This window comes from Leisingera sp. ABM4_060, from assembly GCF_056158765.1.
Genome location: NZ_JBSWTX010000001.1, coordinates 4032893 through 4056858 on the forward strand (window position 1 = coordinate 4032893; position 23966 = coordinate 4056858).

General features: G+C 64.6%; 26 protein-coding genes. 20 read left to right on the top strand and 6 right to left on the bottom strand.

Translation table 11 applies throughout. The features are described from left to right. Positions 1 to 36 precede the first annotated feature (36 nt). Both hemE and ACXAEH_RS19510 read left to right on the top strand, forming a co-directional pair. Entirely contained in the window at positions 37 to 1071 is a 1035-nt protein-coding gene (gene hemE / locus ACXAEH_RS19505) for a uroporphyrinogen decarboxylase (RefSeq protein ID WP_475035158.1), read from the top strand. Between the two features lie 63 nt (positions 1072 to 1134). After that, positions 1135 to 1302, top strand: coding sequence for a hypothetical protein (locus ACXAEH_RS19510; RefSeq protein WP_475035160.1), 168 nt, complete (start codon positions 1135 to 1137; stop codon positions 1300 to 1302). A gap of 2 nt (positions 1303 to 1304) precedes the next feature. Here ACXAEH_RS19510 and ACXAEH_RS19515 read toward each other — a convergent pair whose 3' ends face one another. Both ACXAEH_RS19515 and ACXAEH_RS19520 read right to left on the bottom strand, forming a co-directional pair. Beyond that, positions 1305 to 2402: a CaiB/BaiF CoA transferase family protein gene (locus tag ACXAEH_RS19515; protein WP_475035161.1), complete on the bottom strand. Its 1098-nt coding sequence runs from the start codon at positions 2400 to 2402 to the stop codon at positions 1305 to 1307. A gap of 46 nt (positions 2403 to 2448) precedes the next feature. Further along, complete coding sequence (locus ACXAEH_RS19520) at positions 2449 to 3309, bottom strand: helix-turn-helix domain-containing protein (protein WP_475035163.1); 861 nt, start codon at positions 3307 to 3309, stop codon at positions 2449 to 2451. A gap of 104 nt (positions 3310 to 3413) precedes the next feature. Between ACXAEH_RS19520 and pobA the strand changes: the two genes are divergently transcribed. Beyond that, entirely contained in the window at positions 3414 to 4595 is a 1182-nt protein-coding gene (pobA, locus tag ACXAEH_RS19525; protein WP_475035165.1) for a 4-hydroxybenzoate 3-monooxygenase, read from the top strand. A gap of 341 nt (positions 4596 to 4936) precedes the next feature. Here the strand turns inward: pobA and ACXAEH_RS19530 are convergent, their stop codons facing one another. Further along, the gene (locus ACXAEH_RS19530; protein ID WP_475035167.1) at positions 4937 to 5611 is read right to left on the bottom strand and encodes an NAD(P)-dependent oxidoreductase; all 675 of its coding nucleotides are present in this window, start codon (positions 5609 to 5611) and stop codon (positions 4937 to 4939) included. Positions 5612 to 5821: 210 nt separating this feature from the next. Between ACXAEH_RS19530 and ACXAEH_RS19535 the strand changes: the two genes are divergently transcribed. From ACXAEH_RS19535 to ACXAEH_RS19590, 12 genes are all read left to right on the top strand, one after another. Further along, positions 5822 to 6340, top strand: coding sequence for a CoxG family protein (locus tag ACXAEH_RS19535; RefSeq protein WP_475035169.1), 519 nt, complete (start codon positions 5822 to 5824; stop codon positions 6338 to 6340). Between the two features lie 101 nt (positions 6341 to 6441). Next, positions 6442 to 7401 carry an ABC transporter ATP-binding protein gene (locus ACXAEH_RS19540; protein WP_475035171.1) on the top strand — a complete coding sequence of 320 codons (960 nt, stop codon included), beginning with the start codon at positions 6442 to 6444 and terminating at the stop codon, positions 7399 to 7401. Continuing rightward, the gene (locus tag ACXAEH_RS19545; RefSeq protein ID WP_475035173.1) at positions 7398 to 8159 is read left to right on the top strand and encodes an ABC transporter permease; all 762 of its coding nucleotides are present in this window, start codon (positions 7398 to 7400) and stop codon (positions 8157 to 8159) included. Before ACXAEH_RS19540 ends, ACXAEH_RS19545 begins: the two co-directional genes overlap by 4 nt. Before the next feature lie 329 nt (positions 8160 to 8488). Next, positions 8489 to 9286 (top strand): S49 family peptidase, encoded by a 798-nt coding sequence (locus ACXAEH_RS19550; RefSeq protein ID WP_475035174.1) that lies wholly within the window; start codon positions 8489 to 8491, stop codon positions 9284 to 9286. After that, positions 9267 to 9461: a hypothetical protein gene (locus tag ACXAEH_RS19555; protein ID WP_039133964.1), complete on the top strand. Its 195-nt coding sequence runs from the start codon at positions 9267 to 9269 to the stop codon at positions 9459 to 9461. Before ACXAEH_RS19550 ends, ACXAEH_RS19555 begins: the two co-directional genes overlap by 20 nt. Continuing rightward, entirely contained in the window at positions 9458 to 10414 is a 957-nt protein-coding gene (locus ACXAEH_RS19560; RefSeq protein ID WP_475035176.1) for a calcium/sodium antiporter, read from the top strand. Before ACXAEH_RS19555 ends, ACXAEH_RS19560 begins: the two co-directional genes overlap by 4 nt. A gap of 33 nt (positions 10415 to 10447) precedes the next feature. Beyond that, complete coding sequence (locus ACXAEH_RS19565; RefSeq protein ID WP_475035178.1) at positions 10448 to 11221, top strand: SDR family oxidoreductase; 774 nt, start codon at positions 10448 to 10450, stop codon at positions 11219 to 11221. Positions 11222 to 11520: 299 nt separating this feature from the next. Continuing rightward, the gene (gene uvrC, locus ACXAEH_RS19570; protein WP_475035179.1) at positions 11521 to 13413 is read left to right on the top strand and encodes an excinuclease ABC subunit UvrC; all 1893 of its coding nucleotides are present in this window, start codon (positions 11521 to 11523) and stop codon (positions 13411 to 13413) included. A 70-nt stretch (positions 13414 to 13483) separates the two neighbouring features. Further along, a complete protein-coding gene (locus tag ACXAEH_RS19575; protein WP_475035181.1) occupies positions 13484 to 14095 on the top strand; it encodes a DUF922 domain-containing protein in 612 nt (203 codons plus the stop codon). Positions 14096 to 14233: 138 nt separating this feature from the next. Beyond that, entirely contained in the window at positions 14234 to 14905 is a 672-nt protein-coding gene (pgsA, locus tag ACXAEH_RS19580; protein WP_475035183.1) for a CDP-diacylglycerol--glycerol-3-phosphate 3-phosphatidyltransferase, read from the top strand. Then, positions 14905 to 15150, top strand: coding sequence for a molybdopterin converting factor subunit 1 (gene moaD, locus ACXAEH_RS19585; protein ID WP_475035185.1), 246 nt, complete (start codon positions 14905 to 14907; stop codon positions 15148 to 15150). Before pgsA ends, moaD begins: the two co-directional genes overlap by 1 nt. A 4-nt stretch (positions 15151 to 15154) precedes the next feature. After that, positions 15155 to 15601, top strand: a complete 447-nt coding sequence (locus tag ACXAEH_RS19590) for a molybdenum cofactor biosynthesis protein MoaE (protein WP_475035187.1) — start codon at positions 15155 to 15157, stop codon at positions 15599 to 15601. A 338-nt stretch (positions 15602 to 15939) separates the two neighbouring features. Here ACXAEH_RS19590 and ACXAEH_RS19595 read toward each other — a convergent pair whose 3' ends face one another. The 3 genes from ACXAEH_RS19595 to ubiA are packed head-to-tail and all read right to left on the bottom strand — an operon-like array spanning position 15940 to position 19181. Beyond that, a complete protein-coding gene (locus tag ACXAEH_RS19595; RefSeq protein WP_475035189.1) occupies positions 15940 to 16254 on the bottom strand; it encodes a hypothetical protein in 315 nt (104 codons plus the stop codon). Next, positions 16251 to 18158, bottom strand: coding sequence for an OmpA family protein (locus ACXAEH_RS19600; RefSeq protein ID WP_475035191.1), 1908 nt, complete (start codon positions 18156 to 18158; stop codon positions 16251 to 16253). Before ACXAEH_RS19600 ends, ACXAEH_RS19595 begins: the two co-directional genes overlap by 4 nt. Before the next feature lie 60 nt (positions 18159 to 18218). Then, positions 18219 to 19181 carry a 4-hydroxybenzoate octaprenyltransferase gene (gene ubiA / locus ACXAEH_RS19605; RefSeq protein WP_475035193.1) on the bottom strand — a complete coding sequence of 321 codons (963 nt, stop codon included), beginning with the start codon at positions 19179 to 19181 and terminating at the stop codon, positions 18219 to 18221. A 12-nt stretch (positions 19182 to 19193) separates the two neighbouring features. Between ubiA and ACXAEH_RS19610 the strand changes: the two genes are divergently transcribed. The 5 genes from ACXAEH_RS19610 to ACXAEH_RS19630 all read left to right on the top strand — a co-directional run bounded on the left by ACXAEH_RS19610 (position 19194) and on the right by ACXAEH_RS19630 (position 23574). Continuing rightward, complete coding sequence (locus ACXAEH_RS19610) at positions 19194 to 19931, top strand: 16S rRNA (uracil(1498)-N(3))-methyltransferase (protein ID WP_475035194.1); 738 nt, start codon at positions 19194 to 19196, stop codon at positions 19929 to 19931. Between the two features lie 146 nt (positions 19932 to 20077). Beyond that, positions 20078 to 20938, top strand: a complete 861-nt coding sequence (locus tag ACXAEH_RS19615; RefSeq protein ID WP_475035196.1) for a GNAT family N-acetyltransferase — start codon at positions 20078 to 20080, stop codon at positions 20936 to 20938. 118 nt (positions 20939 to 21056) lie between these two features. Then, positions 21057 to 21584 (top strand): hypothetical protein, encoded by a 528-nt coding sequence (locus tag ACXAEH_RS19620; RefSeq protein WP_475035198.1) that lies wholly within the window; start codon positions 21057 to 21059, stop codon positions 21582 to 21584. 65 nt (positions 21585 to 21649) lie between these two features. Beyond that, complete coding sequence (locus tag ACXAEH_RS19625; RefSeq protein ID WP_475035200.1) at positions 21650 to 23020, top strand: glutamate--cysteine ligase; 1371 nt, start codon at positions 21650 to 21652, stop codon at positions 23018 to 23020. Next, entirely contained in the window at positions 23020 to 23574 is a 555-nt protein-coding gene (locus ACXAEH_RS19630) for a carboxymuconolactone decarboxylase family protein (protein ID WP_475035202.1), read from the top strand. Before ACXAEH_RS19625 ends, ACXAEH_RS19630 begins: the two co-directional genes overlap by 1 nt. The last annotated feature ends 392 nt before the right edge of the window (positions 23575 to 23966 follow it).

The window sequence follows — 23966 nt, forward strand, 5'->3', positions numbered from 1 at the left end:
CGTGACCTCAGGAGCCGAGCGACAAAGAGGATACCCATGGCTGGACAAAAGAAGCTGCTGCGCGCATTGGCAGGTGAAAAACAGGATGTGCCGCCAATCTGGATGATGCGCCAGGCGGGCCGCTACCTGCCGGAATACCGCGCCACCCGCGCCCAGGCCGGGGATTTCCTGTCGCTGTGCTACAATTCCGAGCTGGCCGCCGAGGTCACGCTGCAGCCGATCCGCCGCTATGGGTTCGATGCGGCGATCCTGTTTGCCGACATCCTGCTGATCCCGCAGGCGCTGGGCGCCGACTTGTGGTTCGTGACCGGCGAGGGGCCGCGGCTGTCGACCATCACCTCTGACGCGGATTTTGCCAAGCTGGGCCCGGCCTCGGACATTCACGAGACGCTGAACCCGATCTATGAGACCGTGCGCATCCTGTCGCGGGAACTCCCGTCCGAGACCGCGCTCATCGGCTTTGCCGGCGCGCCCTGGACCGTTGCGACCTATATGATTGCCGGCCGCGGCACCCCGGATCAGGGGCCGGCCCATGCCCTGCGCGAGGAAAACACCGCCCTGTTCGAGGCGCTCCTGGCGCGGATTACCGAGGCAACCATTGACTACCTGTCGAAACAGATCGAGGCCGGCGCCGAGGCGGTCAAGATTTTCGACAGCTGGGCCGGCTCGCTGAAGGGCGAAGCCTTCCAGAAATACGCGCTGGAACCCTGCCGCCAGATCACCGTGGCGCTGAAGGAACGCCACCCGGGCATCCCCGTCATCGGCTTCCCGCGCGAGGCGGGCGAGAAATACGTGGGCTTTGCCAAGGCCACCGGCGTCGACTGCGTGGCGCTGGACAACTCGGTCGACCCGGCCTGGGCAGCGGCCAATATCCAGGTGGACGGCTGCGTGCAGGGCAACCTCGCCTCGCGCCACATGGTCACTGGCGGGCAGGATCTGGTGGACGACACCCGCCGCATTGTCAAGGCGTTCCGGAACGGCCCGCACATCTTCAACCTGGGCCATGGCATCACGCCTGACGCCGACCCGGACAATGTGCAGCGGATGATCGACACGGTCCGCAGCTGCTGATCTTGTGTTATCCTTGAAGATGCGGCAATAGCCGCATCTTCGGATATATCCAGAGGCCTGATCATGGACTACAGCAGAATGGGCGGCGCCCGCATGGGCAGCAACAAGCCGCGCCACGCGGAACACAACGCCAAGGGCACAAAGAAAAACCCCTTTGGCAAGCAGGCGGACAAGACCGAGCTGCTGAAGCGGATGAAGGCCGCCGCTGAAAAGGCCAAGACAGAAGACTGAGCCTACGCCTGGTCCAGCTCTGCCAGGATTTCCTCCGTGTGCTGGCCGCGACGGGGGATCTCCGGCGGTGTCCAATCCGGCTCACCGGAAAACCGCGGGGCAGGGGCGGCTTGCAGCACGCCTTGCTCTTCAACCCAGGTGCCGCGGGTATTCATCGGATGCGCCAGCGCCTCCTCCGGGTTCAGCACCGGGGCCACGCAGGCGTCTGACCCTTCAAACAGCGCGGTCCAATGATCGCGCGGCTGGCTGGCAAAAATCCCGGCAAGCCGGCCGGTCAGGGCAGGCCACTTGGCTTTATCGAACTGCTGCTGGAACTCCGCGTCCGCTGCCAGCCCCAGTTTCTCCAGAAACAGCGCATAGAATTTCGGCTCCAGGCATTGCACCGAGACATAGCCGCCGCCGGCGCAGGCATAGGTGCGGCTCCAATGCGGACCGTCCAGTAGGTTTGCTCCACGTGTGACGCCAAAGTTCCCGGCCTGGCGGATGCTCATCAAGAGGTTCATCATATGGGCCGAGCCGTCATAGATCGCGGCATCGACCACGCAGCCCTCGCCGGTGGACTTGGCCTTCAGGATACCCGCCAGCATTCCCGCCACCAGATACATCGCGCCGCCGCCGATATCGCCGGTCAGCGTCGCGGGCGTCAGCGGCACATCACCGGGGGCGGAGGCATACCACAGCGCCCCCGACAGCGAGATGTAATTCAGGTCATGCCCCGCCGCATGGGCCAGCGGGCTGTCCTGTCCCCAGCCGGTCATCCGGCCATAGACCAGGGCCGGGTTCACCGCGTGGCATTGTTCCGGCCCCAGCCCCAGCCGCTCCATCACACCGGGGCGGAAGCCTTCGATCAGCCCATGTGCGTTTTTGGCAAGTTTCAGGAAAGTCTCCGCATCTGCAGGGTCCTTGAGGTCCAGCGTGACTGAGCGCTTGCCGCGGTCCAGAAGCGAGCGTTCGGGCATCCCCGGTGCACGCGCCGGTGCACAGGCGGTGCACGGCCGGTGCACGCAGATTACCTCCGCTCCGAGGTCGGCCAGTGTCATCGCGGCAAAGGGGCCGGGGCCCAGGCCCTCGACCTCCAGAATACGGATCCCCTGCAGCATTTTGCGCTCCCTTTGCGATGGTTGGCAAAGACCAGTCTGCGGCGGGTCAGGAGCCTTGGGCAAGCTGCTGGCGGAATTTCCGTGGCGGCATTCCGGTGCCCTTGGCAAACATCCGGCTGAAATGGGCGGGATCGTTGAAGCCCAGCTCATAGGCGATCTGGGCGGCGGTCAGATTGGTGTAGATCAGCAGCCGCCGCGCCTCGCGCAGCATCCTTGCCTTGATCAGGGCCGAGGCCGGCTGGCCGGTGGCCTGATGGGCAATCCGGTTCAGGTGGGCAGGGGAGACGGCCAGCTCGTCCGCGTAACTGGTCAACGATCGGCGCTGGCGGAAACCGCGCTCTATCAGCGCTTCAAAACGGGCAAAGAGCGGGCCGCCGCCGCTGCGGGGCTGTGCGCCGCGTGGTTCGGCAATGGCCCGTGCGGCCAGTGCCGTGGCCGCCAGCGCCAGCCCGCGCAGCAATTGGGCTCTGCCAAATTCGCGGCGGTTGTATTCAGAAAAGAGCTGTTGAGCCAGATCCTGCAGCCCGGCGGGCAGCGGCAGCACGGCGGGCTGATCCAGCAAGGCGCGCACGCCTTCGCCCGGGGTCAGGTTCTGGTCCAGCAGGTCCGAGGCCAGGGTGATCACCCAGCCGCCGGTGCCGCTGTCGAACCGGAACCCATGCACCACGCCGCGCGGCACATTGATCAGGCAGGGCGGCGCCAAAGGATGGGCGAACCCGTCAATGTCCGCCGCACCGCCGCCGCCGGTCAAAACCAGCAGCTGATGCAGCCGCGCATGCCGATGCGGCCTCAATTCCCAGTCAAACAGTTCAGAACGGGCGCGAATTGTCTCAATATGCAGCACATCGGCCAGTTCGGCGGTTTCGCCGAATAGGTTGTAGCTGTCGATGCGGGGCGTGGTGTTCATGTGCGAAAAATACAAGAACTTGAGTGCTTGGTCCATTCGCAATGAAGGGCCCGCAGTGCATAATTCCCGGTGCACGCAGAATTCGAACGGACAGGGGAACGCGCATGCCCTCTCATCAGGCACAAGTCGTCATCATTGGCGGCGGTCCTTCCGGGCTGCTGCTGTCGCAGCTTTTGCACCGCAAGGGCATCTCTTCGATCGTGCTGGAGAAGCACGCGCGCGCTCATGTTCTGGGACGGATCCGGGCCGGTGTGCTGGAGCACGGATTCGTCAGCCTGATGCGCGAGGCAGGGTGCGGCGCGCGGATGGAGCGTGAGGGGGAGATACATGCGGGTTTCCGCATTGCCCATCAGGGGCGGCTGGACCGGATTGATCTGGCGGGGAGCACTGGCGGCGAGACGGTGATGGTCTACGGCCAGACCGAAGTGACCCGTGACCTCTATGCGGCACGGGACGCGATGGGCGGGGTTGTGATCCACGAGGCGCAGAACGTGCAGCTGCGGGCGCTGACCGAAGCGCGCCCGCAAGTCACCTGGGAGCAGGATGGCGCGGCACACTGCGCAGAGTGCGATTTCATCGTCGGGGCCGATGGTTTCCACGGCGTCAGCCGCAAGTCGATCCCGGCGGAGGTTCTGAAGGAATACGAGAAGGTTTATCCCTTCGGCTGGCTGGGGGTTCTGTCGGAAACGCCGCCGGTGTCGGATGAGCTGATCTATGCCCGGCACGAGCGCGGATTTGCCCTGTGTTCGCTGCGCAGCCGGGTGCTGAGCCGGTACTACATCCAGGTGCCATTGACGGACCGGGTGGAGGATTGGAGCGATGCGGCTTTCTGGGAAGAGCTGAAACGCCGCCTGCCGGATGACGTCGCGGCGGATTTGCAAACGGGGCCATCGGTTGAGAAGTCCATCGCGCCCCTGCGCAGTTTCGTAGCGGAGCCGATGCGGTACGGCAACCTGTTCCTGGCAGGTGACGCGGCCCATATCGTGCCGCCCACCGGGGCCAAGGGGCTGAACCTGGCGGCCTCTGATATCCATTACCTCTATCACGGGTTCCTGGATCATTACCTGCGGGGCGACAGCGCCCGGCTGGAGGCCTATTCGGAAAAGGCCCTGGCGCGGGTCTGGAAGGCAGAGCGGTTCAGCTGGTGGATGACCAGCCTGCTGCACCGGGCTCCGGAGGGGACCGAGACGGACCTTCGGCTGCAACGGGCAGATCTCGATTACCTGTTTTCCTCGGAGGCGGCACAGGCCTCGCTGGCGGAGAACTACGTCGGACTGCCGTATTGACGCGCCGCAGGGTTCGGTGCGGTGCCGGGTCCGGATTGAAGCCGCATCCGGGTTGAAGCGGCGGGCTCCCGCGCCTTTTCCAGGCATCAAAGATGCCCGCAAAAGCCTTGGGCCCGGCGCTGCGCAAGGGCGCGGCGCGGCCGCAGAGCTGGGCGGGTGCGGCCGGGCCGGGAACTGTCAGACAGCCGCCAGGTCCCTTCAAAGGAAGCCCGCGGCAGCTGCTGCTTGCCGGACCTGCTGTCCGGGGGGCGCTGGGAAAAGGGATTGCTTCCCCGGTCAGAAACCGAGGGCGGCAGCGCGCTCCGCGCGCTGCCGGGCCCAACGCTGCCCCAAGGCCGGCGTCAGCCGGCCGCCCGGGCAGGGGCGGGAGCGCCCCAGGCCACGGTCAGCCGCCGGCGGGGCGCGCCGGGGGCTTCGGCGAGATCCAGCAGCGCTTCGCCGAAGTCGGCAAGGGAGATCTGCGAGACGCCGTTTCCATCAGTGATCAGCGTATCGGTGCCAAATCTGTAGCGGCCGGTCCGCGGACCTTCGCCCAGCAGGGCAGGCGGGCGCAGGCAGGTCCATGCGGCGGCGGTATCTGCTTCCAGCAAGGCGTCCTGCGCGGCGCAGGCCTCGGCAATCGGGCGGGAGCCTTCCGGAAGGAAGCCCGGTGCGCTCAGCACTGTATGGCCGCTGCCGTCTGGCAGTTTGAGCAAGGCTGCGCCACCGGTGACCAGCACGGGTATGCCGGCGTGCCGGGCGGCCTGTACTGCGGTGCGGGTCAGCGGGATCAGGTCGGCTTCACGCCCGGCTGGCGGGCGCAGGGCGCTGATGGCCAGATCGTGGCCTTCTGCCGCGCTGGCCGCGGCCTGGGGATCTGCCAGCAGATCCAGGGGCAAGGGGGTGACCAAAGGGCTGATCGCCGCAAGGGCAGAGGGCGCGCGCGACACTGCGGTCACAGGATGGCCGCGGTGCGTTGCGGCTTTGACCGCTGCGCTGCCCACATCGCCGGTGGCGCCGAAAATGATGATTTTCATGGGATGCTCCTTTCTTATCTTGATGTCGAGATAGTTGAGGGAAATCTCGACATCAAGATAAATCTCCTTGTATTGACGCCACGGCAATATGGGCTTTGCCGGCAGGATGCGTGCTGCCGGGTCAGGCCCGCCGCCCATTGCGGCTTGGCACGCGGCGGCCGGGGAGGTAGGTCTGAGGAAAGCCAATTCAGCGCCAGGGAGAGCCTGCCCATGCAGATGAGTGACCAGAAGGAAATCGCCGCCGAGCCTGCAACTGTTTACGCGGCGCTGCTGTCTCCGGATGTGCTGCAAGCCTGTGTGCCCGGCGCTCAGGAGGTGACCGGCACTGTGGCAGATGGCTTTGAGGCCACCGTGACCCAGAAGGTCGGGCCGGTCAAAGCCACCTTCAAGGGGCAGGTCTCGCTGTCGGACTTGGCGGAAAACGAAAGACTGACGATCTCCGGCGAGGGCAAGGGCGGCGCGGCAGGGTTTGCCAAGGGCGGGGCTTTGGTGACCCTGGCGCCCTCGGAAACCGGCACTTTGCTGTCCTATGAGGTGGAGGCCAAGGTCGGCGGCAAGCTGGCGCAGCTGGGCAGCCGCATTATTGATGGCTTTGCCAAGAAGATGGCAGATCAGTTCTTTGCCAACCTGCAGGCGCATCTGGCTCCGGAAGAGGCAAGCCAAGACGGGGATGCCGCTGAAGACGGTGAAAAGAAGGGCTGGTTCAGCAAGGTGACCGGCCGCGGCTGACCCCCTGCGCCGGCGCACAGGCGCGTCTGCACCGCAGGGGCTGGCAGATGCGGCAAACCGCCGCTAGGTTGGCCGGGATTTAAAACATTCCCGGAGGCACCATGGCGGCCATCCTGTCCATCCGTGATCTGCGTAAAGTTTACGACGGCGGTTTCGAGGCGCTGAAAGGTGTCTCGCTTGATATCGAAGAAGGTGAGATCCTGGCTTTGCTCGGCCCCAATGGTGCGGGGAAGACAACCTTGATTTCAACCATTTGCGGCATTACGACGGCGTCGTCCGGCAGCGTCAGTGTCGGCGGCTTCGACAACGTCTCCGAATTCCGTGCGGCGCGGTCGCTGATTGGCCTGGTGCCGCAGGAAATCACCCTGGAGCCCTTTGCCAAGGTGCATGACACCGTCAGTTTTTCCCGCGGTCTGTTCGGCAAGCCGGCTGATCCGGCGCGGATTGAGGCGGTGCTGCGCAAGCTGTCGCTGTGGGAGAAGCGGGACGCCAAGATCATGGAGCTGTCGGGCGGCATGAAGCGGCGGGTGCTGATTGCCAAGGCGCTGGCGCATGACCCGCGCATCCTGTTCCTGGACGAGCCCACCGCGGGTGTCGATGTGGAGCTGCGCAAGGACATGTGGGACATCGTGGCAGAGCTGAAGGCCAGCGGTGTGACGATCATCCTGACGACGCATTACATAGAAGAGGCCGAGGCGATCGCCGACCGGGTGGGAGTGATCACCGGCGGCGAGCTGCTGCTGGTCGAACGGAAAGAGCAGCTGATGGCCCGGATGGGACAGAAACAGCTGGAGGTGCAGCTGACCGCGCCGGTGGCGGAAATCCCCGCAGCGCTGTCGCAGCACAATCTGCAGCTCGTGAACGGCGGCGGTGCGCTGCTGTACACCTATGACACCCGGGCCGAGCGGACCGGGATCACCACGCTGCTGAATGACGTGGCGCAGGCCGGGCTGGTGCTGGCGGATGTGCAAACGCGGGAGTCCAGCCTGGAGGACATCTTTGTCGGCCTGGTGTCGCAGGGCGCGGCTTCTGACGGCACGGTTTCGGGAGATGCGGCATGAACTGGACAGCGGTTGCCACCATCTACAAGGCGGAAATGGCGCGGTTCTGGCGCACCTTCATGCAAAGCTTCATCTCGCCGGTTCTGTCCACCTCGCTTTACTTCGTGGTCTTCGGCAGCGCCATCGGCAGCCGGATTCAGGAGGTTGACGGGGTCGAATACGGCGCCTTCATCGTGCCGGGGCTGATCATGCTGTCGGTGATCACCCAGAGCATCTCCAATGCCTCCTTTGGGATCTATTTCCCGAAATTCATCGGGAATATCTACGAGATCCTCTCGGCGCCGGTCAATTTCCTGGAGGTGGTGGCCGGCTTTGTGGGGGCCGCGGCCACCAAGTCGCTATTCATCGGTGTGGTAATCCTGGCCACCGCCTCGTTGTTTGTGGACCTGTCGGTCCAGCATCCCGTTGCGATGGTGGCGTTTCTGGTGCTGACTTGCCTCAGCTTCTCGCTGATGGGGTTCATCATCGGCATCTGGGCCGGCAATTTCGAGCAGCTGCAGCTGGTGCCGCTCTTGGTGGTGACGCCCTTGGTGTTCCTGGGCGGCTCGTTTTACTCGATCTCGATGCTGCCGCCGGTGTGGCAGGCGATCACCCTGTTCAACCCGGTGGTCTATCTGGTGTCGGGCTTCCGCTGGGCGTTCTTCGGCCAGGCAGATGTGCCGGTGCTGCTGAGCCTCTGTGCCATCGGCGGTTTTACCCTGGCCTGCATGGGCGTGATCTGGTGGATCTTCAAAACCGGCTGGCGGATCCGCGCCTGATCCGGGGGCACGACGCGCTCGGGGTCGGGCTCCCGCCCGCTCCGGGCCTCCCGGGGGAGGCCCATCCCGGTTGGGCCCGGCACGCGTTCCGCGTGCCGGATGTTGCGCAAAGGGCTCCCGGAACGCGTCCCGCCGCGCGTCAGCGCGGCGCCCGGCCCAACGGGAAGGATGCAGCTGCAAGCTGCTGTCCTGACCGGCGGGAGCGCCTTGGCCCGCAGCAGCTGGCCGGCGTTGCAATTATGCCCGCGGCTGTGCGGTTTTTGCATTTCACGGCATTTCCGCCGGACGCGCACCTTGTTTCACCGCGGGCGGCCCTCTACATCGGCGCCATGAGATTTCGCCTGCCTTTCCTGAAAAGACAGCCGCTGGTGGCGGTGGTCCGCCTCAACGGCGCCATTGGCATGCCGGGCCGCGGCTCGCTGAGCGATGCGGCGCTGACGCCGGTGCTGGAGCGTGCCTTCCGCAAGGGAAAACCCGCTGCCGTGGCGCTGGAGATCAACTCGCCCGGCGGCTCGCCGGTGCAAAGCTCGCTGATCGGGGCCCGCATCCGCCGCCTGGCGGAAGAGCTGAACGTGCCCGTCTACGCCTTTGTCGAAGATGTCGCCGCCTCGGGCGGCTACTGGCTGGCGGCTGCCGCAGATGAGATCTGGGCTGATGCCAGTTCGGTGCTGGGGTCGGTAGGGGTAATTTCGGCCGGTTTCGGCGCCCATGTGCTGCTCGCCCGCCAGGGCGTCGAGCGCCGGGTCTATACCGCAGGCGAGAGTAAATCGATGCTGGACCCGTTCCGCCCCGAGAACCCCGAGGATGTGCAGCGCCTGAAGGTGATTCTGAACGACATACACGCCAATTTCATCGACCATGTCACCGAGCGCCGTGGCCCCAAGCTGAAAGGCGACGAGAACCTGTTCACCGGCGAGATCTGGCTGGCGCGCCGGGCGGAAGAGCTGGGGCTGATCGACGGCATCGGCCATCTGAAGCCCAAGATGCAGGAGCGCTTTGGCGAGAAGGTCCGGTTCCGCCGTTACGGGCTCAAGAAACCGCTCTTGAGCCGCTTTGGCATGCGGGTGGCCCAGGACGCCCTCGCGGGGATCGAGGAGCGCGCTGAATTTGCGCGTTTCGGGCTCTGACGTGCTGTTCAAGATCGTTGCAATCTTTCTGGTGGTGATGGCGGTGCTGGCAATGTTCGGCAAGCTGCGCTTTCCCGGCCAGAAACACCTCAATTCCAAGCGCTGCCCGTCCTGCGGCCGCTTCAAGATCGGCAAAGGCCCCTGCGGCTGCCAAAAAGGAGGGCGTGGCAAATGATGCCATGGCTGTATTCGGCCCTGGGGCTGGTGATCCTGCTCTTGGCAGGCGATGCGCTGGTGCGCGGCGCGGTGAACCTCAGCCTGCGGCTGGGGGTGCCTGCGCTGATCGTCAGCCTGACCATCGTTGCCTTCGGCACTTCGGCGCCGGAGCTGCTGATTGCCATCAGCGCCGTGCATGAGGGCGCAGACGGCATTGCACTGGGCAATGTGGTGGGCTCAAACACTGCGAATATCCTTCTGGTTCTGGGTATCCCCGCACTGATGCGCGCCCTTCACACCAGCGAATGCAGCACCCGCAAGAACTATATGTTTATGCTGGGCGCGTCCTTTCTGTTCATCGCTCTGGCCTTCTGCGGTACCTTCACCATTTGGTCCGGCCTGATCCTGCTGGCGGCGCTGTCGGGGGTGCTGGGCGTGGCCTTCTATGAGGCGCGCGCCCACCGCCGCAACGGCAAGGACTGCGCCTGCGAGGACGACCTGGAAGAGATCGAGGAAGCCGACCCCGATATGCCCTACTGGCGGGTTTGCACCTATCTTCTGCTGGGTCTCATCGGCCTGCCGCTGGGAGCCGATCTGCTGGTCGACAATGCCACCATCATCGCCCGCACTTATGGCATCAGCGAAACCGTGATCGGCCTGACCCTGGTGGCGGTCGGCACCTCGCTGCCCGAGCTGGCCACCACCGTGATGGCGGCGCTGCGGCGCCAGGCGGATGTGGCGCTGGGCAATGTGATCGGCTCCAACATGTTCAACCTGCTGGCCATCATCGGCATTGCCACCTTTGTCGGCCCGATCAGCGTCGATCCGGAGTTCCTGGTGTTCGACCTGTGGGTGATGCTGGCGGCTTCGCTCTTGCTGATCCCTTTTGTCTTCTTCAAGCAGGACATTACCCGTATCTGGGGCATTATTCTGACGGCGCTTTATCTGGCCTATATGGTTGTCCTGTTCTAACACTTTTCTTGCGGCAGCAGCGGGAGGGTAGAGATGCGGGCACTGGTAACCGGAGCGGGCAGGCGGCTGGGCCGCGCGATGGCTCTGGAACTGGCTGCGCAGGGTTATGACGTTGCGGTGCATTTCGCCTCTTCCGCGGATGGCGCGGAGGAGACGGCCGGTGAGGTCCGCAAGCTGAGCTGCCAGGCGGAGGTGCTGCAGGCGGACCTGCTGGAGGAAACCCAGGCCCAGGCGCTGCTGCCGCGCGCGGCACAGGCGCTGGGCGGGCCTATCACCTGCCTGATTAACAATGCTTCTGTTTTCGAGCATGACCGGCTGGAGACCGCGACGCGGGAGAGCTGGGACAGGCATCTGAACAGCAATCTGCGGGCGCCTTTCGTGCTGCTGCAGGCGATGGCAGCGCAGCATGTTGCGCAGCCGGAGGAGGGCGGCGAGCCGCGCGCCTGGGGGCTGGCCGTTAACATGATCGACCAGCGGGTGCGCAAGCTGACGCCGGAGTTCATGACCTATACCCTGGCCAAATCGGCGCTTTGGACCCTGACCCAGACCGCGGCCCAGTCACTGGCACCGCAGATCCGGGTCAACGCCATCGGTCCGGGGCCCACGCTGCCGGGCCCGCGGCAAAGCGCAAGGCAGTTCGAGCGCCAGCGCCAGGCAACGATCCTGCAGCGCGGGGCCGGCACTGAGGACATCACTGCGGCGCTTTCCTATCTGCTGCGAGCCAAGGCGGTGACCGGCCAGATGATCTGTGTCGACGGCGGCCAGCACCTGGGCTGGCAAACCCCGGATACCGACGGGCTGGAGTGACGCAACCCAGCGCAAAACGGTCCCTTTTCCTGAAAGTTTTGCACCGGATCACGTGCCGTCACGGAAGCGTTACAAAAGTGCCTTTGTTTTCAAAACCTTGACAGGGTGCGGGAAAAATACTGTTTGAAAACAGTATCTTATCAAACCGCCTAAATTTTAGGCATTCGTCCGAAATGGCCCTGAAATAAGGGAAAACGCGGGATAGCCCAAAGATATCTCCGTAGTTATCCACAGTTTGCGTGGATTTTCCCGCTCTTGATCCGGACAGGCAAACATTGCAGCCAGAGCCGGGGAATCATATGTCTGGGCGCATGAACGACCAGCCTTCCGAAACTTCCCCGGATTCGCCGCCCCGCACCGGCTATGCCGTGATCCAGGACTATGTGAAAACGCTCGACAGCTCGCCGGGTGTCTACCGGATGCTGGATGCGGACAGCCGGGTTCTCTATGTCGGCAAGGCGCGCAATCTGAAGGCGCGGGTGTCGAATTACACCCGCCCCGGCAACAGTCCGCGGATCGAGCGGATGATTGCGCTGACCGCCTCGATGATGTTCCTGACCACGCGGACCGAGACCGAGGCGCTGCTGCTGGAACAGAACCTGATCAAGCAGTTGAAGCCCAAGTACAACGTGCTCTTGCGCGATGATAAAAGCTTTCCGAATATCCTGGTCGCCAAGGATCACGATTTTCCGCAGATCAAGAAGCACCGCGGCGCCCGCAAGCAGAAGGGCAGCTATTTCGGCCCCTTCGCCAGTGCCGGTGCCGTTAACCGGACGCTGAATCAGCTGCAAAAGGCGTTCCTGCTGCGCAACTGCTCGGATTCCATGTTCGAGACCCGCACCCGGCCCTGCCTGCAGTATCAGATCAAACGCTGCACCGCGCCCTGCACCGGGCTGATCAGCGAGGAGGACTATGCTGCCAGCGTGCGGGATGCGGAACGGTTCTTGTCAGGCCGCTCCACCAAAGTTCAGGAGGAGCTGGCGGAGCAGATGATGGCCGCGTCTGAGGCGATGGAGTTCGAGCGCGCGGCCGCCCTGCGCGACCGGATCAAGGCGCTGACCCAGGTGCAGTCTTCCCAGGGCATCAATCCGCGCGGCGTGGCCGAGGCCGATGTGATCGGCCTGCATCTGGAGTCGGGCCAGGCCTGCGTGCAGGTGTTTTTCATCCGCGCCAACCAGAACTGGGGCAACCAGGATTTCTACCCGCGGGTGGATGCCGACAATAGCCCGGCTGAGATCATGGAGGCCTTCCTGGGCCAGTTCTACAGCAACAAGGAGCCGCCGCGGCAACTGATCCTGTCGGATGCGATTGAGAATGCGGACCTGATGGAACAAGCGCTGAGCGAAAAGGCAGACCGCAAGGTGGAGCTGCTGGTGCCCCAGCGCGGCGAAAAGACCGAGCTGGTGGCCTTTGCGGTGCGCAACGCCCGTGAAAGCCTGGCGCGGCGCATGGCCGAAAGTGCCACTCAGGCGAAACTTCTGCGCGGGCTGGCCGAAGCCTTTGGCCTGGAGGGCCCGCCGCAGCGGATCGAGGTCTACGACAACTCGCATATTCAAGGAACAAATGCGGTGGGGGGCATGATTGTCATGGGGCCGGAGGGCTTCATGAAAAACGCCTACCGCAAGTTCAACATTAAGGGCGATGATCTGGTGCCTGGCGATGACTTTGGCATGATGAAGGAGGTGCTGAACCGCCGTTTCTCACGCTTGCTGAAGGAGGATCCGGACCGGGACAAGGGGCTGTGGCCCGACCTCTTGCTGATCGATGGCGGCGCGGGCCAGGTTTCGGCGGTGGCGGAGATCATGGAACAGCACGGCGTACAGGACATCCCGATGGTGGGCGTTGCCAAGGGCGTCGACCGCGACCACGGCAAGGAAGAGTTCTACCGACCCGGCGCGCCTGTCTTTGCCTTGCAGCGCAATGACCCGGTGCTCTATTTCATCCAGCGGATGCGGGACGAGGCGCACAGGTTTGCCATCGGCACCCACCGCGCCAAACGCGCCAAGGCGATGAGCGCCACACCGCTGGACGAGGTGCCAGGCGTCGGCGCCTCGCGCAAACGCGCCTTGCTGGCGCATTTCGGCAGCGCCAAGGCGGTGAGCCGGGCCAACCTGGCCGACCTCAAGGCGGTGGAGGGGATCTCGGAAGCCCTGGCCGAGCGGATCTACGACCACTTCCACGCGCAAGGATAGGCCGGAAATTTTGGGCTAGATGGCAATCGTGCTAGGTTTTGCGGGCAGCCATTCACTGCCCGGAGGAATTATGCCCGTATCCCTGACCGTAAAGACCGTTGTCTACGACACCTATTCGGTGTCGGGAAAGACGCTGCCCGACATCGCCAAGAGTGTTAAGAGCAAGGGGCCGAAAGACCCCAATGACAACAAGAAAGTCGCCTTTCTGACCACCACCGAACTGGAGTGCCTGACCGCCAAAGGCAAATACGCAGCCGACGGTAAACCGAAGATCGACAAGAAAACCGGCTGGTTCGAGGTGACCGCCAAGGTCTCGGCGTTGAAGCTGGTGCTGCATCCTTCCATCCGCTGCCCGAAACGCTCCGTCAGCGGGCTGTCGCCGCGGGCGCTGATCGAATGGTACCGCTTCTATGCCTGCTGCCTGGCGCATGAGGCGCAGCATGTGGATAAGGCCAAGAAGGAATGCGAAAAGATCGCCAAGGAGTTGAACAAGCTGAAAGGCAAGGGGCTGGCGGACACCGAGGCGGAGGCCTTGACGCTGGCCAAGGAAGACCTGGTGCGGGTGATCCACAACCACATTTTCCTGGACCGGGACCGGCTGAACGAAGTGCACCGGAAAATTGACCATTCCAGCCATCACGGCGAGAAGCACGGGGCGCTGCTGGACACCTCGGTTGCCTGAAGGCCGGCTTGCGGCAGGGCAGGGCGGATCACGCGGGCGCGATCCCGCTCCCTGATATTTTCACGCGCCTGGCAGCAGAGGGAGGAATTTTGCGCGGGGCCGCTTTCCACTTTCGAAACAGCCGGATAATGTGCCCGCATGAAATGGACCCTGCCCAATATCCTCACCCTGCTGCGGCTGGTGGCTGCGCCCGGCCTCGCGGTGATGTTCCTCTACTTCTCACGGCCCTACGCGGACTGGTTTGCGCTGCTCCTGTTCATCAGTGCCGCGATCACTGACTGGTTCGACGGCTATCTGGCGCGGGCCTGGGGGCAGGAGACCAAGATGGGTGCGATGCTGGACCCGATTGCCGACAAGGCGATGGTGGTGATCGCGCTGATGATCCTGGTCGGCTATGCCGCCGAGCACTGGACCCCCTGGCTGGTGCTGCCCGCCACGGTGATCCTGTTCCGCGAGGTCTTTGTCTCAGGCCTGCGGGAATATCTGGGTGATACGGCGGGCACGCTGAAGGTGACCAAACTGGCCAAGTGGAAAACCACTGCCCAGATGATCGCGATTGCGACGCTGTTTTCGCAGGGCATCTTCGAGCACTACCTGGTGATGTCGTCCTTTGGCATGGACCAGCCGCTGATCGATCAGATCATGACCGGGCAGGTCTCGGACGAGCAGGGATTGCGCTGGAAATTCGCGGGCATGGTCTGGACCGGGCGCGCCGGCCTGTGGCTGTTGTGGATTGCCGCGGCGCTGACTGCAATTACAGGCATCGACTACCTGCGCAAGGCGATGCCGCATTTGAAGGAGGCGCACTGATGGACATTCTCTATTTCGCCTGGGTGCGCGAACGCATCGGCCTGCCGCGCGAGCGGGTTGAGACATCAGCCGCGACGGTGAACGACCTGGTCGAGGAACTGCGGGCGCGCGAAGAGCGCTATGCCGCTGCCTTTGCCGATCTCTCGGCCCTGCGGGTGGCGCTGGATCAGGATCTGTCGGACTTCGACGCCTCTCTGGAGGGGGTACGGGAAGTGGCTTTTTTTCCGCCGATGACCGGGGGCTGAAGCGATGCGGATTTCTGTCCAGGAGGCGCCGTTTGAACTGGGCGCTGAAAGCGATGCCTTTGCGGCCGGAGTGGCAGGCGCTGGTGCCGTCGTCACCTTCGCCGGCGTGGTGCGTGATGCGGACCAGGGCGGGCTCGAGGCGATGGAGATCGAGCATTACCCGGGCATGACCGAAAAGGCCCTGACCGCGATTGCGGATGAAGCGATGAAACGCTGGTCGCTGGCGGATGCGCTGGTGATCCACCGCCATGGCCGCCTGGCACCGGGTGAGCGCATCATGATGGTCGCCACGGCGGCGCGCCACCGCAAGGACGCGTTCGAGGCGGCGGAGTATCTGATGGACTACCTGAAATCCCGGGCGCCGTTCTGGAAGAAGGAAATCCTGGCCGGCGGCGGCGAGGACTGGGTGGCTGCCAAGGATACCGACGAGGACGCCCTGAAGCGCTGGTAAGGCAGGGGCTGGTAGGCAGGACAGGGAGCTCCCGCCAGTTGTTCAATCATCACAGATGATCTCCGCCTGTTGGGCCCGGCGCCGCGCTTCGCGCGGCGGTTTCTCTTTGCTGAGACGGCCTGAACGGGCAGGTCTGCCCATTCAGGCCCAATTCGATTGTGTTTGAAGATTGGCGCGTCAAGGACAAGCCGCTTCGCGGGGCCTGCGGCCTCCTTGACCCGCCGGGGTTTGGGAAACACCCGCGCCGCGCGCAGCGCGGCGCCATGCCCAAGGCTGTTCAGCACGTGCTGGCGCAGCCAGTGCGTGCTGCAGGCGCGGGAGTGCTCCGTTTGCGGAACTCAGTGCGGGATCTGGCTGCGCAGCTCTTCGGCTTCGCGGCGGGCTTCGCGCAGGCCTTCCATGGCGGCGCGCAATTCGGCCTCGGTCTGGGTCAGCTGGTTGGTCAGCTCCGCTTCGCGCTGCTGCAGGTAGGTGATCGCCTGGTCGCGGGTCTCTTCCGCCTCGTGCAGCTCCTGGCTCATCCGGTCGAGATCGGCCACGTCGCTCTGCTTCACCCGGGTGAAGCGGTGCACCAGCCAATTGGCAAACCAGCCCATGGCAAAGGCCGCAAACAGGATGATCGCGGTGGTTATGATGAACTCGGTCCTGTTCATTCCTCTGATGTCTCCTGTGCGGTGCCCGCCTCTGCGGCGGCATCCCCGGTGGCGGCGTCTTCCGCCGCCGCTTCTGCATCGGCGGCCTGTGCACCCGCAATACGGATGAGCTTGAATTCGATACGGCGGTTGGCTTCGCGGCCTTCCTCGGTGCCGTTATCGGCAATTGGTTCGCTTTCGCCATAGCCCTTGGCGGCAAACGTCGAGGTCACGACGCGGCGCGCCCGCAATTCGTTCAGCACCGACTGGGCGCGCGCCTGGCTGAGGTTCTGGTTCATCACTTCGCGGCCCTGGCTGTCGGTATGGCCCTGGATCTCCAGCCGCACCGGGCCGCAGCGGCCCAGGATACCGGCAATCCGGTCCATGGTGCCGGCGCTTTGCGCGGCAATGGTGGCAGAGCCCGGTTCGAAGGCAATCTTGGTGCCGCTCTGGGCGCTGGCGAGCTGTGCCTCGCAAAGCTCGGGCGGGATCGGCTTGTCCTTGGGTTCCGGCGGCGTCTCATAGGTGATGTCGAGCCCGTAGGTCTCTGCCTCGCCCAGTTTGGCTGACAGGAAGCGGGCGATCTCCGCAGGGCTGTCCTTGCTGTAGCTCATGCCGCGCAGCTCCAGCGTTTCCGGCGTCACCAGAACCGAGCCGCGCTGGAGGTAGGACAGCGCCTCTAGCCCCGCCAGCACCCGCACCGGCCAATCGGCAGGCAGGCCCGGCGCGATCCGCGCGGCGGTATGCACATTGCCGGAGCCGAAACGGGCCTTGGCATAGCTGTCGGCCACCGCGCGCAGCGCCGCGTCGCTGAGCCGCCCGCGCAGCTGCACCTGGCCCTCGGGACTGAGGGTGGCGGTGAATTCCGGAAGTGCGGCGGCGTCCTGGGTCTCGGGCATGGGCAGAACCGCATGCAGGGCAAAAACCCGGGGCAGGGCGCTTTCCAGCTCGCCCACCACATGGTCAAAGCGTGCGTCAGGGGTGCCTTCAGCGGCCACCAGGGTGATGTCGGCATTGGCAATGGTCACCGAGCCGCCGCCCAGTTCCGCGAGGCCTGCGATACTCAGCTCCGCGGCCTTTGCCCAGTTCGGAGAGGGCACACCCATGCCGATCACACAATCAGCCTCGCCCTGCAGCCCGGCCTTGCGCGCGGCTGTCAGAATGCGGTCGCGGCTTTCTTCGCTTTCGGCCGAGCAGGCGTTGAAGGAGGCGCCTTTTTCGTTCAGCAGGAAGCGCAAAGTGAACGGGGTGATCACCGGCCGCGGCGCTGCAATCTCCAGCGCCAGCCGCAGCCCGGGAGGCGCCTTGCGGCCAAGCTGTTCCTCCAGCCGTGCTTTTGCATCGCTGCTGTCAGAGATCGCCGTAACCGAGACCTCGCCGGCTGCAACCGAGATCTTGGCGCGCGGCAGGAGCTTCAGCGCCTCGACCGCAAAGGCCATGGCGTCTGCCCAGCCCTCGGGCGTTTCGTATTTTGCGGTTTCCAGCAGGTCGGTGACATTCTCCGCTCCGGCCAGCCCGGAAAGCTCTTCCACCAGAGTGCTGCGGCCCGAGCCCGCGGGAATCAGGCCGATGATCGAGATACCGCGGTCATTGCGCAGAATTTCCGCCGAGAACCGGGGCGGCGCCAGCCCGTCCGCCGGGGGAACCTCGATCCCATCCAGGATCCGGGCCGCATCCACCACCGTGCCGACCAGTGACTTGACCGAAAACCGGGTGGCCTCGTCCGGGGCGGTGCCTTCCAGCAGCACCTGCAGCCCGTCCGCTGTCACTTCTGCCCAGGTGTAGCCATTGCGGTCCAGCGTGCCCCGCACGGCGCGTTCGGTGCCTTGCTCCACCGCTGTCACGGCAAAACCGGCAGCGACAAGGCTCAGCCCGGCAGCGGCGGCAAAGGCCAAGCCCGGGATCAAAAGCGAAGACAAGCGCATATGGCGGCACATTCCCAGTTCAAGTTACCGGCTCATACCCTGCTGCGGGGCCCTGTTCAATCACGCGAGCATGGCCAGCCCGAAGAAGATCAGCGGAATCAGGCCGGTATCACGGTTGAGACGGAACAATTGCAGAAGCCCCAGGTTGTTCTCTGCGTCAAAGGCACGCAGCTGCCACGTAAGATGCCAGCCCATCGCCCAAGGCGCTGCCAGAGCCAGCACCAGCGCCAGCACCGAAGCCGTGTCCAGCATCGCCAGGATCACCGCCACCGCCATCAGGCTGACCTTCAGCACGATAAACCGGCGCAGCCACATCGGAGTTTCGCGGCCAAACAGCCGGGCGGTGGATTTCACGCCGATCAGCGCGTCGTCTTCGGTGTCCTGATGAGCATAGATGGTGTCATAAAACAGCGTCCAGGCGATGCCCGCCAGATAGAGCAGCACCGGCGGCCATCCCAAGGTGCCGGTATGCGCCACCCATGCCAGCATGGCGCCCCAGTTGAAAGCCAGCCCCAGAAACACCTGCGGCCACCAGGTGAACCGCTTGGCAAAGGGGTAGACCGCCACCGGCAAGAGCGACAGCACGCCCATGGCAATGGCCGCCTGGTTGAAGGTCAGCAGGATTGCCAGGCCCAGCAGGCACTGCAGCCCCATCCAGGCCAGCGCGCCCTTGACCGTGACCTGCCCCGAGGGGATCGGCCGCGAGCGGGTGCGTTCCACCTGGCCGTCGAAGTTGCGGTCGGTGATGTCGTTCCAGGTGCAGCCCGCGCCGCGCATCAGCCAGGCGCCGGCAGCGCAGCCGATGGCGATCCACAGGTCTTCCCAGCGCGGGGCCTGATCCGACAGGACGGCCAGGGCCAGCCCCCACCAGCAGGGGATCAGCAACAGCCAGGTGCCGATCGGCCGGTCGGCGCGGCTGAGCCGCAGATAGGGCCGTGTCCATTCCGGAGCATATGTGTCGACCCAGTTTCCCTTGACCGCATCCGCGACCTGACCCTCTGGCGCTGGCTTCTGGCCTTGCATATGTAGGACCCCATGAGTGCAAAAATCAGACTGTATGTAGAGCACCCTTTGGGGGCAGGGCAATCGGTTCCCTTGGATCGTGATCAGGCGCATTACCTGTTCGGAGTGATGCGGCAGGCGGTTGGCGCCCCGGTGGCGCTGTTCAACGGCCGCGACGGTGAGTGGCTGGCTGAGGTCGCCGAGGCCGGCAAACGCGGCGGCACCCTTGTGTGCCAGGAGCAGACCAAGCCCCTGCAGCTGCCGCCGGACCTGTGGCTGATGTTTGCCCCGATCAAGAAGGCGCGCACCGATTTCATCGTCGAAAAGGCCGCCGAGATGGGGGCTGCCCGCATCCTGCCGGTGCAGTCCGAGTTCACCAACTCTGAGCGCATCCGCCAGGACCGGCTGCAGGCCCATGCGGTGGAAGCGGCCGAGCAATGCGGCGGCACCTATGTGCCCGAGGTTGGCGAGTTGCAGAAGCTTTCCCGCCTGCTGGATCAATGGCCGGCCGAACGGCAGCTGATGTTCTGCGACGAGGCCGAGGTGGGCAATGCGTTGCAACTGGCCGCTGAGACCCAAACAGGCGCGCCCTGGGCGATTCTGATCGGCCCCGAAGGCGGCTTCTCCGAGAGCGAACGCATACGCCTCCACGCCCTGCCGCAGTCCCATGTCGTCAGCCTCGGCCCCCGCATCCTGCGCGCAGATACGGCGGCAGTCGCGGCAATGACCCTGTGGCAGCAGGCGCTGGGCGACTGGTGGCGGGCAAATTAATTTACACCGGATCAGAGTCTGGAAACCAATTCCTGCTAAATTGACCGCAACCCGCAGTTGAAACGGCCCTGCCGCCATATCATGCTCGGCATGGGCCTGCCCTTCGGGCGGCATTGCAGGGGCTGGTTCTGATCATGGAGGGCAGGATGATTCGCAAGGCGTCACAGGGAGATTTGCAGGCCATCGGGGAGTTTTTGGCGCCACGCGCGGCGACCTCCATGTTCCTGTCCGGCAATCTGCGCGATTTCGGGCTGAACGCCACGGGCAACCCCAAGGCCACCACGGTGTGGCTGAGCGAGAGCAATGACGGGATCTCTGGCGTCTTTGGCCTGACCGAAGCGGGCTATTTCATGTTCGAGGCGCCGGAATTCGCACCCGCGGATGCGCCCGCGCTGCGCCAGGCGCTGGCCGGGCGGCAGATCTCGGCGCTCACCGGCGAGGCGGGCCAGGCAGAGGAGTTGCTGGCGGCGCTTGAGCTGGACCGGAGCGAGATCGGATTTTCCGAGGAGGACGCGCATTTCAGCCTGCAGCTCAAGGACTTGCAGATGCCCTCCGGCGGCAGCACCCTGCGCCCGATGCACCCCGAGGACGTGCCGCTGATCACCGAATGGCGCCATGCCTATGACAAGGAGATCTTCGGCTCCACCGACCTGCCGGAAATCCGCCAGCGCTCCACGGCCCGGGCCGAGGCGCTGGTGGACAGCGGCCGCGGCCGCATCCTGGAACTGGGCGGGCTGCCGGTCGCTATGACCGCCTTCAACGCGGTGCTGCCGGAAACCGTGCAGATCGGCGGGGTTTACACGCCGCCGGGCCAGCGCAGCCGCGGCTTTGCCCGCCGCGCTGTGGCGCTGCATCTGGCCGAGGCGCATGAGGAAGGGGTGCAACAAGCGATCCTGTTTGCCTCCGGCACTGCGGCAATCCGGGCCTATCAGAAACTCGGTTTCGCGCGTATCGGCGATTACCGCCTTGTCGAATTCAGTGCCCCGGTAACGGCCGCCGGCTGCTAGCGGCCTGTAATCCGGATGCAATCGCCGTTTCCGCCATTGCATCCGCTGCGCAGGCTCCACACATAGGGGGCAGGGCAGGCGGCAGCGCTTGCCGGACGTTTGCAATGAGGCGAAACACATGAGTTTCATCCGCCCCGAGGCCCGTGCGCAACTGTGGCGCTGGCGTGAAGTGATCGCCGCAGTGATGATGTTCCTGCTGGGGCTGAAGTGGGCGTTTTCCTCTGTTGGCTTTACCGCCATCACCGGCTGGGCGCTGGTTGCCACCGGCTTGGTCACCGCGATCATCGGTGCCCAGCGGATGCGTTTCCGCCGCGGCACCAGCGGTCCGGGTGTGGTGCAGGTGGACGAGGGGCAGATCGCCTATTTTGGGCCCCTTACCGGCGGTGCCGTCGCCGCCTCGGAGCTGGAGCGGCTGGCGCTGGACCAATCCGCCAAACCGCCCCATTGGCTGCTGGAACAGCCCGGCCAGCCGCCGCTGGCGATCCCGGTGAATGCCGAAGGCTATGAGGCGCTGTTTGACGTCTTTGCCGCTCTGCCGGGGCTGAAAACCGAACGTATGCTCAGCGAGTTGCGCCGCCGCGGCCCTCACCAGGTCGTGATCTGGGAACGTTCCTCGAGCCGGCCGGAACATCACAGGCTGCATTGACACCGGCGGCAATTCCGCCCACCACTGACCCTTCAAGACAGACCTAACAGGACGGAGTGCCAGGCATGTCCATTCCCCAGTCCGGCGGCGGGCCGATCGAACACCACGAGCAGCTTGCCCAGTATCTTGCCGACGGCTGCAAGCCCAAGGAAGACTGGCGCATCGGCACCGAGCACGAAAAATTCGGCTTCTGCAAGGACACGCTGAAGCCGCTGCCCTATAAAGGTGAGCGCTCGATCGAAGCTGTGCTGACAGGCCTGCGCGACAGCCACGGCTGGGCGCCCGTGACCGAAGGCGGCAATCTGATCGGCCTGGAAAAAGACGGCGCCAATGTCAGCCTGGAACCGGGCGGCCAGCTGGAACTGTCCGGCGCGCCGCTGGAAACCATTCATGAGACCTGCGACGAGGTGAACGCCCACCTGCGCGACGTCAAGGACATCGCAGATAAGATCGGCGTTGGCTTCATTGGCCTGGGCGCAGCCCCTGTGTGGCATCATGAAGATATGCCGCTGATGCCCAAGGGCCGCTACAAGCTGATGGACGGCTACATGCAGGAAGTCGGCACCATGGGCACCACCATGATGCGGCGCACCTGCACCGTGCAGGTGAACCTCGACTTCTCCTCCGAGGCCGATATGGTGCAGAAACTGCGGGTGGCGCTGGCGCTGCAGCCGGTGGCCACCGCGCTGTTTGCCAATTCACCGTTCCTGAACGGCAGGCCCAACGGCCATAAATCCTGGCGGGCCCGCGTCTGGCGCGATCTGGATGCCGACCGCACCGGCATGCTGCCGTTTGTGTTCGAGGACGGCTTCGGGTTCGAGGCCTGGGTGCAATATGCGCTCGATGTGCCGATGTATTTTGTCTACCGGAACGGCGAATACATCAACGCGCTGGGCATGTCCTTCCGCGACTTCCTGAAAGGCGAGCTGCCAGCGCTGCCGGGCGAAACCCCGACATTGTCGGACTGGGCCGACCACCTGACCACCATTTTCCCTGAAGCCCGCATCAAGAAGTTCATTGAAATGCGCGGCGCCGACGGCGGCCCGTGGCGGCGCCTCTGTGCGCTGCCAGCCTTCTGGGTAGGCCTGACCTATGACCAAAGCGCGCTGGACGCAGCCTGGGATCTGGTCAAGGGCTGGGATGCTGAAACCCGCGACGCCCTGCGTGTTGCGGCCTCCGAGCAGGGATTGCAGGCCAAGGTGAACGGCATCAGCATGCACGAGCTGGCGCGCGAAGTGGTGGCAATCTCCGAAAGCGGCCTGAAGGCCCGGCACAAGCCCGGTGCGGGCGGGCTGGTGCCGGATGAGACACATTTCCTCAACGCTCTGAAGGACAGCCTCGACAGCGGCAAGGTGCCTGCGGACGAGCTGCTGGAGCGCTACAACGGGGCGTGGGGTGAGGACCTCAGCCGCATCTACGGCGAGTTTGCCTACTGATGCAGCGGATCCCGGCAGTCGCCAAGGACGCGGAAACCCCGGAACAGGCGGCGGCCCAGGCCCGGGTCGCCAAAATGTGGGGACGCAGGCTGAACATCTCGGATGCGATGGTCCATAATCCGGCGGTTCTGGAGGGTTTCCTGTCGTTCTGGGCGGCGCTGGACAACTGCGGGCTGTCGGCTGAGGACCGTGAGGTCATCTGCATGGACATGGCGGTCCAGAACGGCTGCCATTACTGCGTGCCGGCCCATCTGGGCATGGCCCAGGCCCGCGGCGTCGACATGAAGATGATCCGCCGGATCGCCCGCGGCGAGCTGCTGGAGGGCGGCAGCCGTCCGGCCAGGCTGCAGCGCCTGACCCGGCGGCTGGTGGAGACCGGCGGCCGGCTCAGCGATGCGGAACTGGCCCAGGCCCGTGCCGGCGGGTTTGACGACGCGCAGCTGGTGGCCATCGTGGCCGAGATCGCTCATTGCCATTTCACCAACAGCTTCAACCGCCTGGCCGGCACCGAGCCGGATCCGCATTTCCCTGATTGGCCAGAGCCCGGGTCCTGACCAGATCCTAGGCCATCTTTTCCTGCGCGGCAGCGGGAGATGGGCAGGCGGTCGCAACTGCAATGCGGTTGCGGTCTGCTTGGCAAGGCTTGTTTGGACGGTTCGCCTATCCAAAAGTGCGTGGCCTATACGAAAGGCGTACTGTCCTTCCTGAACTACTTGCGGCACAGTGGCGGCGGGGATTTTCACGGGGCTTTTATGCTGGCAATTCGAAGCAAGAGCCAGAAATGGTATTTCGTTGCATCTGTAACTCTAATTGCCCTGGCAGTCTCCTGGGTGGTGACTGCCCTGACGGTACCCAGTGGATTGAGCCGCGCGGCATTGGTGCCTTCCACGCTGGCCCCCCTTTTGATAGCGCCTTTGGCATCTTACTGGGCTGCTGGCCGGTTGCT